Source organism: Calidithermus chliarophilus DSM 9957 (genome assembly GCF_000430045.1).
In the GTDB taxonomy this organism is placed as follows: Bacteria; Deinococcota; Deinococci; order Deinococcales; family Thermaceae; genus Calidithermus; species Calidithermus chliarophilus.
In genome coordinates this window covers 1,933,893-1,946,958 of record NZ_KE387023.1, presented here as the reverse complement: position 1 = coordinate 1,946,958, position 13,066 = coordinate 1,933,893, and the positions used below count along the sequence as shown (strand labels likewise).

Below are 13,066 nucleotides of genomic sequence, written 5' to 3'. Positions count from 1 at the left end.
CTGCACGGGGTTGGCGGGCAGGCCGGCGAAGGCTTCCCGCAGGGCCGAGAGCGTGTTGCGCAGGCTGTTGCGGGCGGCCTCGGGCTCGCTGTCGGGCCACAACAGCCCCAGCAGGCGCTCGCGCGGCTGGGGGGTGCCCTCGGCGGCCAGGTACGCGGCCAGCGCCAGCACCTTGCGGGTTCTGAACGCCAGGGGTTGCCCCAGCAGGCGGAACTCCGGCGGCCCCAGCAGCGCGACCTCGAGGCTCACGGCTGTCCTTCTCGTTGTCCGGCGCTGGGGGTGGGGGTTCGCATGGTTGGCTCTCGCGGCGGTCATTTAACGATATACCCCGGAGGCCCGGCCGTGATTTAACGCTCGAGGGTGCGCCGGCTTAACCCCTCCCCCCTAAGCTCGGGGCAGAGATGGCCGGTGGCGGCGGAAGCCAGCCCCTCCGCCACCGCCCTTCTCGGAGGAGCGAAGATTATGGACCTGTGGATGACCCTCGAACTGCACAAGACCCCCGAGCGCACCCGCGCGCAATTCGCCGGGAGCCGTGAGGCCGAGCCCGCCCAAACCCCTGCCCCCGAGAACCGCCCGCCCCGCAAGCGCTCGCCCCGCCTCGCCCGCGCCTCTCAGCGATGACGCGCGCAACCTGAAGGCCGCACGGGAGCACGCCGTGCGGCCGAGCGCTTTTGGGTAAACTCAGGGCCGATGAAGCCCCAATTCCGGGTGCCCCCCGCGCTCGAGCCCTACCGCCGCGAGGTGCGGGCGGGCGACCTGAAGCTCCACGTCTACGACGCCTCCGCGCACGCCGCCTCCCCCCTGCTCCTGCTGCACGGCCTCGGCGACGAGGCCGACTCCTGGCAGCGCCTGATCCCCCTGCTCGCCCCCCACCGCCGGGTGATCGCCCCCGACCTGCCGGGCTTCGGCCGCAGCGAGCACCCCCGCCGGGCCTACACCCTGGCCTTCTTCGCCCGGACCGTGCGGGGGCTGCTCGAGGCGCTTTTCCCCGCCGGCGCCAAGGTCACGCTGGTCGGCAGTTCCCTCGGGGCCGCCATCGCCCTGCGCCTGGCCCTCGACCACCCCGAGCACGTCGAGCGGCTCTTCCTGCTCGACGGCCCGGCGATGCAGGGCCGGTTCAACCCCCGCCTGATGCTGTTCCTGCTGCCCGTCCTGGGGGAACGCACCTACAACGGCTTCCGCCGCGACCAGGACCTCGCCTACGCCAGCCTGCGCCCCTACTACCACGACCTCGAGGCCCTCCCGCCCGAGCTGCGCGGCTTCCTGCGCGAGCGCGTATGGGACCGGGTCTGGAGCGACGACCAGCGCCGGGCCTACTTCTCCACCTTCCGCTGGCTGGTCTGGAAGTCGCTGTGGGGCCTGTTCAAGCCGGACGAGCTCGCCAACCTCCGCCTCCCCACGACCATCGTCTGGGGCCGGCAGGACCACGTCGCCCCCGCCGGCTCGGCTCAGGCCCTCGCCCAGGCCATCCCGGGCAGCCGCCTGGTGCTGCTGGACAACTGCGGCCACCTGCCCCAGCAGGAAAAACCCGAGGAGCTCGCCCGGCTGCTGCTCGAGCCTTAAGACTTTAATTCCGCACGGCAACGCTCACACACGCCCTCGTACTCCACCTGAACCCCGGAGAGCTCGAGGTAGGGGTACTGCGCCCGGGCCTGGGTCAGCAGGTCGGGGAGGTTTATGTGCAGGTCGTGGTACTCGCCGCAGTGGGTGCAGAGCATGTGCAGGTGCCCGTCGAGGTTAGCCTCGTAGCGGGTCGCGTCGCCGCTACGGGTGAGGGGAAGCAGGTAACCCTCCTCCACCAGCGCCTCGAGGGTGCGGTACACCGTGCCCAGGCTGATGCTCGGCACCAGCTTGCGCACTTCGTGATAGACCCACGCGGCGTCGGGGTGGTGTCCCTTCGCCGTCCGCACCACCTCGAGCACTGCCTTACGCTGCCGGGTCAAACGCTTAATCGCCATTGCCCTAAAGAGTATAGCGGTCCACCGGGACAAATGTCAGTAATCCCGACCCGTTTGCCGGGGATTTGAGAGGGCGGGAAGCTTTCAGCGGTCAGCCGTCAGCTTGTGGCTCGTGGTGGGCCCCACCCCTTCCCTCCCCGCGCGCGGGGAGGGGGTATCCCCCCTGGCCCCCCTTGTTAAGGGGGGAATAAGGCGTCTTGCGTTTGGCGTCTTGCGTTTGGCGTTTAGCGTTTGGCGTACGACGTACGACGTAGGACGTAGGACGCACGCCCGGCTATCGGCTATCGGCGTTCGACGCCCACCGCCTAACTGCTCACCTCGACCTGTGCCAGCAGCTCCTTGCCGCCTTGGTCGAGGAGATCCAGGGCCAGCTCGTTGCCCAGGTCCTCGGCCTCGGAGGCGTCGCCCTCGATCTCGGCGCGGATGAGCTCGCGGCCGTCGGGGGAGACGACCACGCCCTCCAGGCGCAGGGTGCCGTCGTCCTCCACGGTGGCCAGCGCCCCGGCCGGGGCCCCGATGCCCATGCCCAGCGCCTTGATGAAGGCGCGCTCGGCGTAGACGCGGTCGGCGGAGGGGCGGTGGTTGAGGCTGTAGGCGAGCTCTTCGGCCCAGTCGTCGCCGCGGCGCACCTCGAGCCCCAGCGCCCCCTGCCCGGCGGGCGGCAGGATGACCTCGGGGCTGACCAACTGGTCGATGCGGTTGTGCAGGTCCATGCGCAGCAGCTCGGAGGCGCCCATCAAGATGGCGTCGTAGTCGCCGCTGCCCAGAGCTGCTAGCCGGTCGTCGAGGTCGCCGCTGAGCGCCTTGACCTGCAGGTCGGAGCGGAAGGCCAGCAACTGGGCCTTGCGGCAGAGGGTGCTCGCGCCCACCACCGCGCCCTTGGGGAGGTCCTCCAGGCGCTTGGCGCTGCGGCCTAAGAAGGCCTCGCGCGGTTCCATGCGCCGGGTGACCGCCACCAGGTGGAGGTCTTCGGGGGTTTCCGTGGGGAGGTACTTCATCGAGTGCAGGGCGATGTCGATCTGGCGGTTCTGCAGCGCCTGGCGCAGCTCAGCCGCCGTGGCGTCCTGCCCGACCTTGGCCTGCACGGTCCTCACCTTGAACTCCGCCTCGGGCCAGTTTTCCTTCAGAAGCTCCACCACGTGGCGGGTCTGGGCCTGCGCGAGGAGGCTACCCCGCGTGCCGATGACGATAACGCGCATACAGGGCTCTATATTAGCGGATCGCGCATTAAAGAGGAAAAGTTGTGAACCTTCACCCAGAAAAGCGGCTCCGGTAGGGCTCGGGCAGGGCCTCGGCCTCGAGCTCGAAGTCCCCTTCCACCGGCCGGGCCAGCCCCTGCTTCGCCAGGGTGTGCAGGGTCTGGGTCACGTACTGCTGCACCCGCCGCAGGGGCAGGGCCTGGGCCTCGAGCTCGGGCCGGTGCAGCGCCAGGAAGGCCCGGTGGAAGGCAGGCAGGTCGGCGAGGGGGATGGCGGCCTCGAGCTCCGACCACCGCAGCTTGCTCATGGCCCCAGGGTAGCAGAAGCCGGCTGAAGGGGAGAATTGGGAAATCCTATGAAGCGCCTAAAGACCCCTTGAAGCTAAGTGGCCCCTGGCGTTTACCCTACCCTCCTACACTACCGGGCAAAGGACCGAGCCATGATCCGCCTGGTGATCGCCCTATCCGAACAGTACGTGCTGGAGTACCTCCCGCCCGGCTCGCGCAACGCACGGCTGGACGAGAAGAAGCTGGTCCAGTATGTTCGGGAGCAGATGGAAGAACGCCTCTCCCAGCACTTCCTCACCCCCGTCCAGGTGCGCGTGATCCCCGGCGACGCCACCTTAGTCCGGCCCACCGGCGAAACCCACCCCAAGATCCGCGAGGTCACGGAGCACCTGCTCAAGGGGGTGCTCGAGATCACCGAGCTAGATCAGTTCGTGCTGAAGCCGGTTTGAAAAGCGGTCAGCGGTCAGCTTTCAGCTATCAACCGTCAGCGGAAAGCGGTAAGCGGAAGGCTGGTGGTAAAAGGAACCCTACCCGGGCACGGGGAGGGCTTATCCCCCCTGGCCCCCCTTGTTAAGGGGGGTGAAGAATGGGCGTTTCGCGTTTTGCGTCTTGCGTTTTGCGTCTTGCGTCTTGCGTATTGCGTTTGGCGTTTTGCGTTTTGCGTTCGGCGTTCGGCGTTTGGCGTCTGGTGTCTGGCGTACGGCATAGGACGTACGACGTACGACCCGCGCCCCGCCACCGACCTACCTCGCCCTCCCCACCACAAACACCAGCTCATCCCCCCTGCGCACGATGAACAGCAGCGCCGCCCGGCCGCTCTCGTCGCTGAAGTTGTAGCGGGTGCGGGTCTCACCCCCGACCTGCTGGGTCTGGGGCCAGCCGTCCTGGAGGTAGCCGGCGGCGGCGAAGCTGGTCATGATCTGGGCCACGAAGGCGTCGTGCAGGCGGGCGGCGATGCCTTTGGCGGCGTAGACCTCGAGGTTGAAGCGCGCCGCGTCGGGGATGCGGGCCACGATGGCCTCACTCCCCTTCCCGGCCTTGAAGGAGCCGTTGGGGAAGCGCACCCCCGACACCAGCGAGCTTTGGATCGCGGCCACGGCGGTGACCTCCACGAGGGTCTGGGCCAGGGCGGGGCTGAGCAGCAACAGCAGAACCAGGGGCCATGCTCTCATGCCACCAGCGTACCCAGGGGGGGCGGGGGCTCGAGGTTCAGATGCCCGCGAAGCCGTAGAATCAGGACAAAGACTCTCGAGGAGGAAGGTGTGAAACAGAACCTGCTGGGCTCGTTCGTGTTCTTCGGTGCGGTCCTGGGCCTGATCTTCGGGTCCACTTTCGGAGTGCTCGTCGGCCACCTGGGGCTCGGCGCGGGGGCCGGGGCCGTGTTGGGGGCGGTGCTGGGGGTCGCCTTCACCTACCCGCGCAGCGAGTCCCGCTCCTAGCCGACCGACTCTGGCGCACGGCCGGGCAGCGGTGGCAGCCCCAGCCCCTCCCAGCGCTCGTCCACGCGGCGCACCACCTCGGGGCTCATGACGATCTTGGGCGGCCAGCGCCGCGCGAAGCCTTCCTCGGCCAGCTTGCGGGTGCCGTCGAGCACCAGCACCGGGCCCTCGGCACCCGGCAGTACCCAGGCGTCGCGCTCGGGGTCGATGTTGTTGAGGATGGCCCACAGCAGCTCGTCGGGGTCTAAGGCGGTGTCGTCGTCGGTGAGGAGCAGCAGGCGGATGCCCGCGCTCTGCGGGGTCGCCAGCAGTTGCTCGGCCAGGGCGCGGGCCTGGCCCGGGGTAGTCTTGGCGAAGGTGGCGGCCCAGACGCCGGGCCACTGCTTCTGCCGCACGCCGGGCAGGGCGGGCAGGCTGGGGTGGACCCTGGGGGTGAAGGGCACCTCTCCCCCCTCCTCCGGCAGCTTGCGGGTGCCGTCGAGGATGAGCTTGCCGCCGTAGCCCATGGAGCGGCTCGAGTGGTCGAGCACGTCGATGGGCCCGCGCGAGATGAGCGTGTCGCGGCCCGGGACGGCGTGCTTTAGGGCTTCCACGAGCGCCTCGAAGCCGGGCTTGAGCTTCGCGCCCGCGCCGAGCACGACCATCACCTTGGCGAACATCATCTGGCCCAGGCCGAACATGCCGTTGGCGACCTTGTAGGCCTGGCCGGGGTAGGCCTTCTTGATCGCCACGTTGACCCAGTTGTGGGCCACGCCCGCGGGGGGCATGTGGTAGTCGGCGACCTCGGGCAGGATGAGCTGGGCGGCCGGCAGGAACAGCCGCTCGGAGGCCTCGATCAGGTAGGCGTCCTCCATGGGGGGTCGGCCCACGATGGTCGCGGGGTAGACCGCGCCCTTGCGGTGGGTGACGGCGGTGACGTGGAAGCGGGGGTAGAGGTCTTCGAGGGTGTAAAACCCGGTGTGATCACCGAAGGGCCCCTCCACCACCAGCTCCTCGGCGGGGTCGATGTAACCCTCGAGCACGAACTCGGCCTCGGCGGGCACGGGGAGGTCCACGGTCACGCCCTTCGCCAGCTCGACCCCCGCCCCGCGCAGGAAGCCGGCCAGGTTGAACTCGTTGACCCCGGGGATGGGGGGCACCGGCGCGGTGGCGGCGTAGGTGAGGATGGGGTCGCCGCCCAGGGCCACGGCGACCTCGAGGCGCTTGCCCAGCTTCTTGGCCTTGTCGTAGTGGCGCCGGCCCACCTTGTGCAACTGCCAGTGCATGGCGGTGCTCCTGCGGTCGAGCACCTGCATGCGGTACATGCCCAGGTTGAGCTCGCCCGTCTCGGGGTCCTTGGTGATCACCAGCGGCAGCGTGATGAAGGGGCCGCCGTCGAGGGGCCAGCACTTGAGCACCGGCAGGCGCGAGAGGTCTACCTGCTCGCCCCTGAGCACCACCTCCTGCACGGGGGCGCTCGAGACCCGCTTGGGGAAGAAGCCCTTGAGCTCGCCCAGCTTGGGCAGCAGGCTGAACACCGCCTTGAGCCCGCCCTTGCCGGGGTTGAGGTCCATCAGCTTGGCGACCCGCTCGCCCAGGGCGTCGATGCTGGGCACGCCCATGGCCCGCGCGGTGCGCTCGGCGGTGCCGTAGCCGCCGATGAACACCGGGAAGTCGCGGCCCTCGACCTTCTCGAAGAGCAGGGCCGGGCCGCCCGTCTTGACCATGCGGTCGGCGATTTCGGTGATCTCGAGCTCGCAGGAGACCTCCTCGCGCACCCGCAGCAGCTCGCCGCGGCGCTCGAGGTCGTCGATGAAGGCCTTCAGGTTCCGGTACATCCGCCCCAGATTATCCCCCCGCGGCCGGGACGAATGTAGGGGGGCGGGTCTTCAGGGCTCGATGGGCAGGTGTTCGAGGCGGAAGCACCGGGGCGTGCCGTACACCAGCACCGCCTCGAAGCGCACCGGCAGGTCGTCGCGGCCCAGCAGGTAGAGCGCCGAGCGCCACAGGCGCTCGTACTTCTGCGGGGTGAGGGCCTCGAGGGGCGTCCCGAAGCGGCCGTCGCGCCGCTGCTTGACCTCCACCGCCACGTAGACCTCGCCCTGCCGCATCCACAGGTCGATCTCGCCGTGGGGCGTCCGGCGGTTCTGGCCCAGCAGGGCGTACCCCTTCGCCAGCAGGTACTTGCGGGCGACGGCCTCGGCCCAGGCTCCCTTCATGGCTCGGCAGGCGGCTAGGGCGAGTCGGTGAACTCCTGGTAGAGCTGGTCGTTGACGAACCAGCGCACCGTGGCCCGCCCCTGCACCGGCACGCCGCCGGGGGGCTCGAACTTCCAGCCGGGGGCGGTGGGGCCCTCGAAGATCACCACCGGCTCGGGACGGGCCTCGTCCTGGATGGTGATGCGCACGTTGGAGCCCTCGAGCTCGGGCGGCAGGGTGAGGCTGAGCTGGAGGCTGCGGGCGGCGGGCTGCGGCGTGCCGCCCTCCCCGCCGGGCACCGGCGGCTCGGGGGCGGGCTCGGGCAGCGGCTCGGGCACGTCCTGGGCGAAGGGCGGGCCGTCGGGCACGGGGGCCTCGAGCTGGTTGCTGACGTACACGGTCACGGCGGTGCCCTTGAGCAGCGGCGTCCCGGCCGCGGGCTCCTGGCGCACCACCTCCCCCTGCGGCGCCCCGCTGACCACCGAGCGGAAATTCCCCCTGAGCTCGGCCACGTCGAGCAGGTACTTGGCGTCCTCCTGGCTCAGGCCCACCAGGTCGGGGAGCACCGTCTCGGGTCGGCGCTGGCCGGGCCCGGCGGAGACCAGCAGTTCGACCGGCTTCCCCGCCGAAAAGCTGGTCCCGGCGGGCGGGCGGCTGGCGAGCACGGTGCCCTCGAGGGTGGGGGAGTTGATCCGCACCACCCCGCCCAGGGTGTAGCCCGCCTCCAGCAAGGCCTTGCGCGCGTCCTCGACGGAGCGGCCGGAGAGGGTGGGCACGGTGCCGCGCTTGTGCTTGTTGATGGTGAGCGTGAGCTTGCGCCCCGGCTTGACCTGGCTGCCGGGCTCGGGGGTCTGCTCGAGCACGGTGTCCTCGGGGCGGGTGAGGTCGCTGCCCTCGCCGAACTCGAGCTTGAGGCCCCAGGTGCGCACGGTCTCGAGCACCTCCGTCGCGGTCTTGCCGCTGAAGTTGGGGAGGGTGTACTCGGGGGGGTTGAGGTAGCGCTGAACCGCGACCGCCAGGCTGCCCAGGCCCAGCAGCAAAAACACCAGCCCCGGCAGCCAGCCCCACAGGCCCGGCTTGGGCAGCGGGGGGCGCACCCTGGGCTGGGGCCGGGCCTTGGGCGCGGGCGCCGGGGCCGGCTTGATGGGCTGGGTCTTCGGGGAAGGGATCGGCCGGGTCGGCGGCTGGGGTTGGCCGGGCCGGCCGGGGTGCGCCGGGATGGAAGGGGTGCTCAGGACGTTACGGGGGCGCAGGTCGACGACCACCGGGCGCCCTTCGTGCTCGACGAGTTCGAAGTCGTTGGGGGTGTAGCCGAAGGGCTCGAGGGCCTCCTGCACGGGCTTGAGCCGGGCCTTGCGCAGGGGGTGGCGGCCGCTCTCGGGCCAGAAGGCGTAGTAGCGGCCCGGCTTGTTCGAGATCTCCAGGCCTTCGGGCAGGGCCTGGCGCTCCTCGAGGCGCCGCAGGGCGTTGCGGTAGCCCGCAAACACCGCCCGGGCCTCGGGGGTGTGCACGTCGAACCAGTACAGCTTGCCGTGCCGCCCCTCGAGGGCGACCCGGAAAGCCTTGATGAACCCCTCCTGCCAGAGTTCCTCGAGCACCTCGTATTTGTCGGCGAGGGTGGGCACGGGGCGATTATACCGGGGGGTTCGATGAGCTTATGCTGAGACCCGCGGGGCGCCGGGCGGCAGCCGGTGCCTCGGCCCTACGGGGCGCACCTGAGGCCGAACGGCGCGGGAAATTAGCGCGCGCACCAGACGGGGCGTGAGCGTGGGTGCGTTGACTCTAGAAATGAGCTTGTTATCATGAAAGCCGAGTCATGACCCCCATCAGCCGGGTCGCCCACGCCTACGACCGCACGCGGTACCACCCGCCCGAGGTGTCGGGCCGCATCGCCACGGCCATCACCGCCCCCGTTGAGCGGGTCTTCCGCGAGCCGCACTTCCTCGAGGTCGGCGCGGGCACCGGCCGCATCGCGGTGCCCATCATCGCGCGGGGCTACCGCTACACCGCCCTCGACATCAACCCGGCCATGCTCGAGGTGCTGCGCAACAAGGTGGCCGGGGTGGCCCGCAAGGCCCGCCTCGTCGAAGGCGACGCCCGCGAGCTGCCCTTCGAGCGCGAGAGCCTGCACGCGGTGGTCGTGGTGCACTTCTGGCACCTGCTCGACGACTGGCAGGTCGCGCTGCGCGAGTCGCTGCGGGTGCTCAAGCCGGGGGGCTTCCTCTTCGAGGGCTGGGACCAGTCGGAGGGCGAGAGCGAGGACTGGCGCATCCAGCAGAAGTGGGCCGAGATCCTCGCGCGGCTGGGCTACCGCCTCGAGCGCGGCCGCCACCAGCAGCGCCTGGCCGAGGTCGAACGCGCGCTCCGTCAGTTCGGCCTCGACCCCAAGGCCAAGCCGGTCGCCGACTGGATCGAGCCGCGCAGCCCGCGCTCGAGCCTCGAGATCATCCGCGACCGCCTGTACTCCTTCACCCAGGCCGTCCCCGAGGAGGTCTTCCGCCCCTCGGTGGCCGAGCTCGAGCAGTGGGTCATGGACACCTACCCCGACCCCGACCTCGAGTACCCCACCCACTGGAAATTCGTGGTGCGTGCGGCGCGGATGCCGTGAGGTTGGGTCGATAGTCGATAGTCGATAGTCGATAGCTGATAGCTGATAGCCGACGGCTGAATGCTAAACGCCATTTCTCTACCCCCCTTAGCAAGGGGGGCCAGGGGGGATACTTCCACACGGCACGAGCCACACACCACAAGCTACAAGCCTTTTGCTGACGGCTGATAGCTGATGGCTTACCGCTCACGGCCTCCTGCAGCAACGCCCCGAATCCGATACCCTACTCTTCATGAGCGACCCCCGCTACCCCATCGGCCGCTTTCAGGCTCCCCCCGTCATCACGCCCGAGGTACGGGAGGGGTGGCTGCAGGTTCTGGCCCAGACGCCGGCCCACTTGCGGGCGGCGGTGGAAGGGCTCTCCGAGGCGCAGCTCGACACGCCCTACCGCGAGGGCGGCTGGACGGTGCGGCAGGTGGTGCACCACGTGCCCGACAGCCACCTCAACAGCTACGTGCGCTTCAAGTTGGCCCTCACCGAGGAGGCCCCCACCATCAAGCCCTACGACGAGCAGGCCTGGGCCCGGCTGGGGGACAGCCGCGACACGCCGGTGGAGGTCTCGTTGCGGCTGCTCGAGGCGCTGCACCAGCGCTGGGTCGTGCTGCTGCGGGGGCTGAAGGAGGAGGACTGGCAGCGCAGCTTCGTCCACCCCGAGTCGGGGCCGACCACCCTGGCCCGCACCCTGGGGCTGTACGCCTGGCACGGCAGCCACCACGTCGCCCACATCACCGAGTTGCGCAAGCGCATGGGCTGGTGAGGGCGAGGTCGGGGTGGTGGGTAGCTTCGCCCCGCCAGGCGAGGCGGTAAACTGACGGCGGTTATGGAACTTAACGTGGTCGGTCTGCGTGCAGCCCCCAAGGAAACCCTCGAGGACCTCCAGCAAGCCCTGCGGGGGGCCTCCTTCGAGCGCCTCATCGTCACCCTGGTCACCGACTGGCAGGACCAGCGCGGCAAGGCCCGCTACGCGGTGTTCGCCCGGGGCGGGGTCAAAACCCCGGTGCTGAGCTTCGACGCCTTCGGCCCGGCCTTCGGAGCGGCAAGCGACGACGCCCTGGCCGCGCTCGTGCAGTGGCTACAGGAGAAGGGCGTAACCCACTTCTACGAGGTGGTCCTGCCCCCCTCGGAGTACGCGGCCGTCTTCGTCGAGGACCCAGAAGCGGTGTACCAGCAGTTGGTCGCGGCGGCCAACCCCACCGACCCCGTGCTGTACCTCAAAAAGGGCTACACCAGCCGGATGTGACGCCCACGACGGGCCCAGCGCTCTTGTCATACCGGATTCAAAAAGATAATCGTCCGATCCAAAGGCCCCGGAGGCTATCTTTTTGAATCCCAGAGCGCTCCCTTCGGTCAGTTCGTCACCATTCGCCGCCGAACTGACCCAATCTGGTATCAGACAGTAGAGACGTAGGAGGCGCCCAGCTCCCGCAGCCGCTGGGCCGCTTCCCGGCTGGCGCGGCGCATCACCAGCACCGAAGCCCCGTTGCGCAGGGCCTCGGCGATGATGCGGTCGTCGTCGTCGGGCTCCGCGGGCACGGCGCCCACGTCCTGCCCGAGCGGCGTGACCATGACCGCGGCCGACTGGGTCAGGTAGTTGCTGTTGCTCATGCCCGCCGGGTTGGCGACCGCCAGCGGCCCGCTGATGGGGTTGCCGGTGTCGTTGCCGGGGGTAAGGATCTCGTAGTCCTCGGCGCCGAGTTCGCGGGTGGCGTTCTCGAGCGCCCGCTCGTCGTCGAATACCGCGAATAGCTTGGCCATGCCCGAGCTTATCCAGCCGGTCTGACCGGCTTTTGAGGGCGGGCTGAGGAAGGACTGAGCCCCGGCTCAGTTGGGCGAGACGTGGGCGGCCCCGGCCTCGCGCAGGCGGTCGGCCAACCCCTCGGAAGCCCGGTGGACGATCAGCACGTGTGAGCCGCTGCGCAGCGCGTCGGCGAACATGCGGGTCTCCCCTTCCGGCAGGCCCTTGCCGTGCAGTTCGTCCTCGAGCGTGGGCCCACTGACCAGGCTCGCGGCCCCGGCAGGAACCCCCACGCCGACCGGGCTGCCGGGGTTGAGGGTAGCCCCCGCCACCACGGGAGCCGCGGGCAAGCCTCCCCCCGGCGGGGCCGAGGTGTCGTTGACGGGCGCCAGCACCTCGTAGTCGGCGTCGGCCATGCCGCGCGTAGCCTGCTCGAGCGCTTTTTCGTCGGCGAAAATAGCGAAAACCCTAGCCATAGCTGACCTCCTCACCCTAAGGCTAGGTGGCCCCGCTGACCCGGGTTTGAGCGGCGGCTGAAAGGTGTCTGATCGCGCGCTCCACGACACTTGACAAGACCGGCAGACGGTTTACCCCGCAGGGCCGGCCCTGCGGGGTACTGGCCGGGAAGCGCTCCGGCTAAACGTTAAAGCCGAACATGCGCATCTGGCGCTTGCCGTCTTCGGTCATCTTGGCCGGGGTCCAGGGCGGGCTCCAGACGAAGTCCACGTTGACCGCGTTGACGCCGGGGAACTTCATGACCGCGATCTCGGCGTCGGCCTTGACGATGTCCTGGGCCGGGCAGCCGATGGAGGTGAGGGTCATGGTGATGTCCACGACCCCGTCCTCCTTGACCTCCACGTCGTAGACCAGGCCCAGGTCTACGATGTTGACAGGGATCTCGGGGTCTTTGACCACCTTCAAAGCCTCGAGCACCTGTTCCTGGGTGGGCAGCACCGCTTCGCTCATGCCGCCCAGTATAGCCAGCCCCTCCCGGCCCAATAGAGGGGCTTTTCACCCTATGGCTCAGGGGTAGAGACCATCCGCCGCCAGAGCGGTTCCCACGGATGCCCCGCACGGGGTAGAACGCCCGGGACGAGGGCTACTGGACGGGGTAGTCGTGCTCGAGGTACTCCAGCACCCCCCGGGCGATGCCGTAGGCGATGCGGTCGAGGTAGACCGGGTTGCGCAGGTTGAGGCCCTCGACGGGGTGGGTGACGTAGCCCATCTCCACCAGCACCGCGGGCACGGGGGTGTACTTGGTGACGAAGAAGTCGGAGGTGCGCAGGCCGCGGTTGGAGGCGGTGGTGCTGGAGAGCAGGTAGCCCATCAGCTTCGTCCCCAGGCTGCGGGAGAGCTCGGCCCGGCGGCCCTGGCTCAGCGAGAGCGGCGAAGCGGGCACGAGGACCGGGCCGGTGGGGGCGGGCTCGGGCTCAGGCTCGAGCGGCTGGGGGTTAGGTCCTTCCCCAGTGGCGGTGGGGGGTCCGGGGGCGGGCTCGAAGACGCCCATGGCCGTCTCGGGGATCACCGGCAGGGGTTCGGGCTCAGGCTGGGTCCCGACGGGTTCGGCGGGTTCGACGGCCTCGGCAGGCTCGGCAGGTTCGGCGTCCGCCGGCGCGGTCTCGGCAGGCTCGACGGGCTCGGGCTCAGCCGGCGCGGCGACCGG

At 69.7% G+C, this 13,066-nt stretch carries 19 protein-coding genes; 7 read left to right on the top strand and 12 right to left on the bottom strand.

The annotated features are described in order from the left end of the window. Positions 1-249 (bottom strand): AfsR/SARP family transcriptional regulator (locus MEICH_RS29265; RefSeq protein WP_027892440.1); only part of this gene is annotated, 249 nt, incomplete at its 3' end. A gap of 213 nt (positions 250-462) precedes the next feature. Between MEICH_RS29265 and MEICH_RS28555 the strand changes: the two genes are divergently transcribed. After that, the gene (locus tag MEICH_RS28555) at positions 463-621 is read left to right on the top strand and encodes a hypothetical protein (protein WP_157202695.1); all 159 of its coding nucleotides are present in this window, start codon (positions 463-465) and stop codon (positions 619-621) included. A 69-nt stretch (positions 622-690) separates the two neighbouring features. Beyond that, the gene (locus MEICH_RS0109585) at positions 691-1,563 is read left to right on the top strand and encodes an alpha/beta fold hydrolase (RefSeq protein WP_027892439.1); all 873 of its coding nucleotides are present in this window, start codon (positions 691-693) and stop codon (positions 1,561-1,563) included. Here the strand turns inward: MEICH_RS0109585 and perR are convergent. The 3 genes from perR to MEICH_RS0109570 form a co-directional block, all read right to left on the bottom strand. Further along, positions 1,560-1,958: a manganese-dependent transcriptional regulator PerR gene (gene perR, locus MEICH_RS0109580; protein ID WP_027892438.1), complete on the bottom strand. Its 399-nt coding sequence runs from the start codon at positions 1,956-1,958 to the stop codon at positions 1,560-1,562. The genes MEICH_RS0109585 and perR overlap by 4 nt on opposite strands. A 305-nt stretch (positions 1,959-2,263) precedes the next feature. After that, entirely contained in the window at positions 2,264-3,157 is an 894-nt protein-coding gene (hemC, locus tag MEICH_RS0109575) for a hydroxymethylbilane synthase (protein ID WP_027892437.1), read from the bottom strand. Positions 3,158-3,209: 52 nt separating this feature from the next. Further along, positions 3,210-3,464 carry a hypothetical protein gene (locus tag MEICH_RS0109570; RefSeq protein WP_027892436.1) on the bottom strand — a complete coding sequence of 85 codons (255 nt, stop codon included), beginning with the start codon at positions 3,462-3,464 and terminating at the stop codon, positions 3,210-3,212. Positions 3,465-3,596: 132 nt separating this feature from the next. Between MEICH_RS0109570 and MEICH_RS0109565 the strand changes: the two genes are divergently transcribed. After that, positions 3,597-3,893, top strand: coding sequence for a hypothetical protein (locus MEICH_RS0109565; protein WP_027892435.1), 297 nt, complete (start codon positions 3,597-3,599; stop codon positions 3,891-3,893). Between the two features lie 294 nt (positions 3,894-4,187). Here MEICH_RS0109565 and MEICH_RS0109560 read toward each other — a convergent pair whose 3' ends face one another. Then, a complete protein-coding gene (locus tag MEICH_RS0109560) occupies positions 4,188-4,616 on the bottom strand; it encodes a hypothetical protein (protein WP_027892434.1) in 429 nt (142 codons plus the stop codon). Between the two features lie 90 nt (positions 4,617-4,706). Here MEICH_RS0109560 and MEICH_RS28550 point away from each other — a divergent pair, with 90 nt between their 5' ends. Then, positions 4,707-4,883 (top strand): glycine zipper family protein, encoded by a 177-nt coding sequence (locus MEICH_RS28550; RefSeq protein WP_157202694.1) that lies wholly within the window; start codon positions 4,707-4,709, stop codon positions 4,881-4,883. Here MEICH_RS28550 and MEICH_RS0109550 read toward each other — a convergent pair. From MEICH_RS0109550 to MEICH_RS0109540, 3 genes are read right to left on the bottom strand one after another with little or no spacing between them, the layout of a single operon-like run. Then, positions 4,880-6,700, bottom strand: a complete 1,821-nt coding sequence (locus MEICH_RS0109550; RefSeq protein ID WP_027892433.1) for a menaquinone biosynthesis decarboxylase — start codon at positions 6,698-6,700, stop codon at positions 4,880-4,882. The two genes, MEICH_RS28550 and MEICH_RS0109550, sit on opposite strands and share 4 nt — an antisense overlap. Before the next feature lie 51 nt (positions 6,701-6,751). Further along, entirely contained in the window at positions 6,752-7,081 is a 330-nt protein-coding gene (locus MEICH_RS0109545) for a YraN family protein (protein ID WP_027892432.1), read from the bottom strand. Positions 7,082-7,095: 14 nt separating this feature from the next. After that, a complete protein-coding gene (locus MEICH_RS0109540; RefSeq protein ID WP_027892431.1) occupies positions 7,096-8,685 on the bottom strand; it encodes a PASTA domain-containing protein in 1,590 nt (529 codons plus the stop codon). A 191-nt stretch (positions 8,686-8,876) separates the two neighbouring features. On the opposite strand from MEICH_RS0109540, the gene MEICH_RS0109535 reads away from it, so the two are divergent. From MEICH_RS0109535 to MEICH_RS0109525, 3 genes are all read left to right on the top strand, one after another. Further along, entirely contained in the window at positions 8,877-9,668 is a 792-nt protein-coding gene (locus MEICH_RS0109535; protein WP_027892430.1) for a class I SAM-dependent methyltransferase, read from the top strand. A 232-nt stretch (positions 9,669-9,900) separates the two neighbouring features. After that, positions 9,901-10,425 carry a YfiT family bacillithiol transferase gene (locus MEICH_RS0109530; RefSeq protein WP_027892429.1) on the top strand — a complete coding sequence of 175 codons (525 nt, stop codon included), beginning with the start codon at positions 9,901-9,903 and terminating at the stop codon, positions 10,423-10,425. Positions 10,426-10,488: 63 nt separating this feature from the next. Next, complete coding sequence (locus MEICH_RS0109525) at positions 10,489-10,908, top strand: DUF3197 domain-containing protein (RefSeq protein WP_027892428.1); 420 nt, start codon at positions 10,489-10,491, stop codon at positions 10,906-10,908. Positions 10,909-11,057: 149 nt separating this feature from the next. Here MEICH_RS0109525 and MEICH_RS0109520 read toward each other — a convergent pair whose 3' ends face one another. The 4 genes from MEICH_RS0109520 to MEICH_RS0109505 form a co-directional block, all read right to left on the bottom strand. After that, positions 11,058-11,423, bottom strand: coding sequence for a hypothetical protein (locus MEICH_RS0109520; protein ID WP_027892427.1), 366 nt, complete (start codon positions 11,421-11,423; stop codon positions 11,058-11,060). Between the two features lie 66 nt (positions 11,424-11,489). After that, entirely contained in the window at positions 11,490-11,879 is a 390-nt protein-coding gene (locus tag MEICH_RS0109515; RefSeq protein ID WP_027892426.1) for a hypothetical protein, read from the bottom strand. Between the two features lie 160 nt (positions 11,880-12,039). Then, positions 12,040-12,369 carry a metal-sulfur cluster assembly factor gene (locus MEICH_RS0109510; protein ID WP_027892425.1) on the bottom strand — a complete coding sequence of 110 codons (330 nt, stop codon included), beginning with the start codon at positions 12,367-12,369 and terminating at the stop codon, positions 12,040-12,042. Positions 12,370-12,502: 133 nt separating this feature from the next. After that, positions 12,503-13,066, bottom strand: a 564-nt coding sequence (locus MEICH_RS0109505) for an N-acetylmuramoyl-L-alanine amidase family protein (protein ID WP_027892424.1), incomplete at its 5' end; no start/stop codon positions are given.

Coding starts and splice junctions, on each gene's coding strand:
- MEICH_RS0109525 (WP_027892428.1), top strand. CDS start 10,489: ATGGAACTTAACGTGGTCGGTCTGCGTGCAGCCCCCAAGGAAACCCTC.
- MEICH_RS0109565 (WP_027892435.1), top strand. CDS start 3,597: ATGATCCGCCTGGTGATCGCCCTATCCGAACAGTACGTGCTGGAGTAC.
- MEICH_RS0109515 (WP_027892426.1), bottom strand. CDS start 11,879: ATGGCTAGGGTTTTCGCTATTTTCGCCGACGAAAAAGCGCTCGAGCAG.
- MEICH_RS28555 (WP_157202695.1), top strand. CDS start 463: ATGGACCTGTGGATGACCCTCGAACTGCACAAGACCCCCGAGCGCACC.
- perR (WP_027892438.1), bottom strand. CDS start 1,958: ATGGCGATTAAGCGTTTGACCCGGCAGCGTAAGGCAGTGCTCGAGGTG.
- MEICH_RS0109570 (WP_027892436.1), bottom strand. CDS start 3,464: ATGAGCAAGCTGCGGTGGTCGGAGCTCGAGGCCGCCATCCCCCTCGCC.
- MEICH_RS0109530 (WP_027892429.1), top strand. CDS start 9,901: ATGAGCGACCCCCGCTACCCCATCGGCCGCTTTCAGGCTCCCCCCGTC.
- MEICH_RS0109585 (WP_027892439.1), top strand. CDS start 691: ATGAAGCCCCAATTCCGGGTGCCCCCCGCGCTCGAGCCCTACCGCCGC.
- MEICH_RS0109510 (WP_027892425.1), bottom strand. CDS start 12,369: ATGAGCGAAGCGGTGCTGCCCACCCAGGAACAGGTGCTCGAGGCTTTG.
- MEICH_RS0109520 (WP_027892427.1), bottom strand. CDS start 11,423: ATGGCCAAGCTATTCGCGGTATTCGACGACGAGCGGGCGCTCGAGAAC.
- MEICH_RS0109545 (WP_027892432.1), bottom strand. CDS start 7,081: ATGAAGGGAGCCTGGGCCGAGGCCGTCGCCCGCAAGTACCTGCTGGCG.
- MEICH_RS0109560 (WP_027892434.1), bottom strand. CDS start 4,616: ATGAGAGCATGGCCCCTGGTTCTGCTGTTGCTGCTCAGCCCCGCCCTG.
- MEICH_RS0109550 (WP_027892433.1), bottom strand. CDS start 6,700: ATGTACCGGAACCTGAAGGCCTTCATCGACGACCTCGAGCGCCGCGGC.
- MEICH_RS0109535 (WP_027892430.1), top strand. CDS start 8,877: ATGACCCCCATCAGCCGGGTCGCCCACGCCTACGACCGCACGCGGTAC.
- hemC (WP_027892437.1), bottom strand. CDS start 3,157: ATGCGCGTTATCGTCATCGGCACGCGGGGTAGCCTCCTCGCGCAGGCC.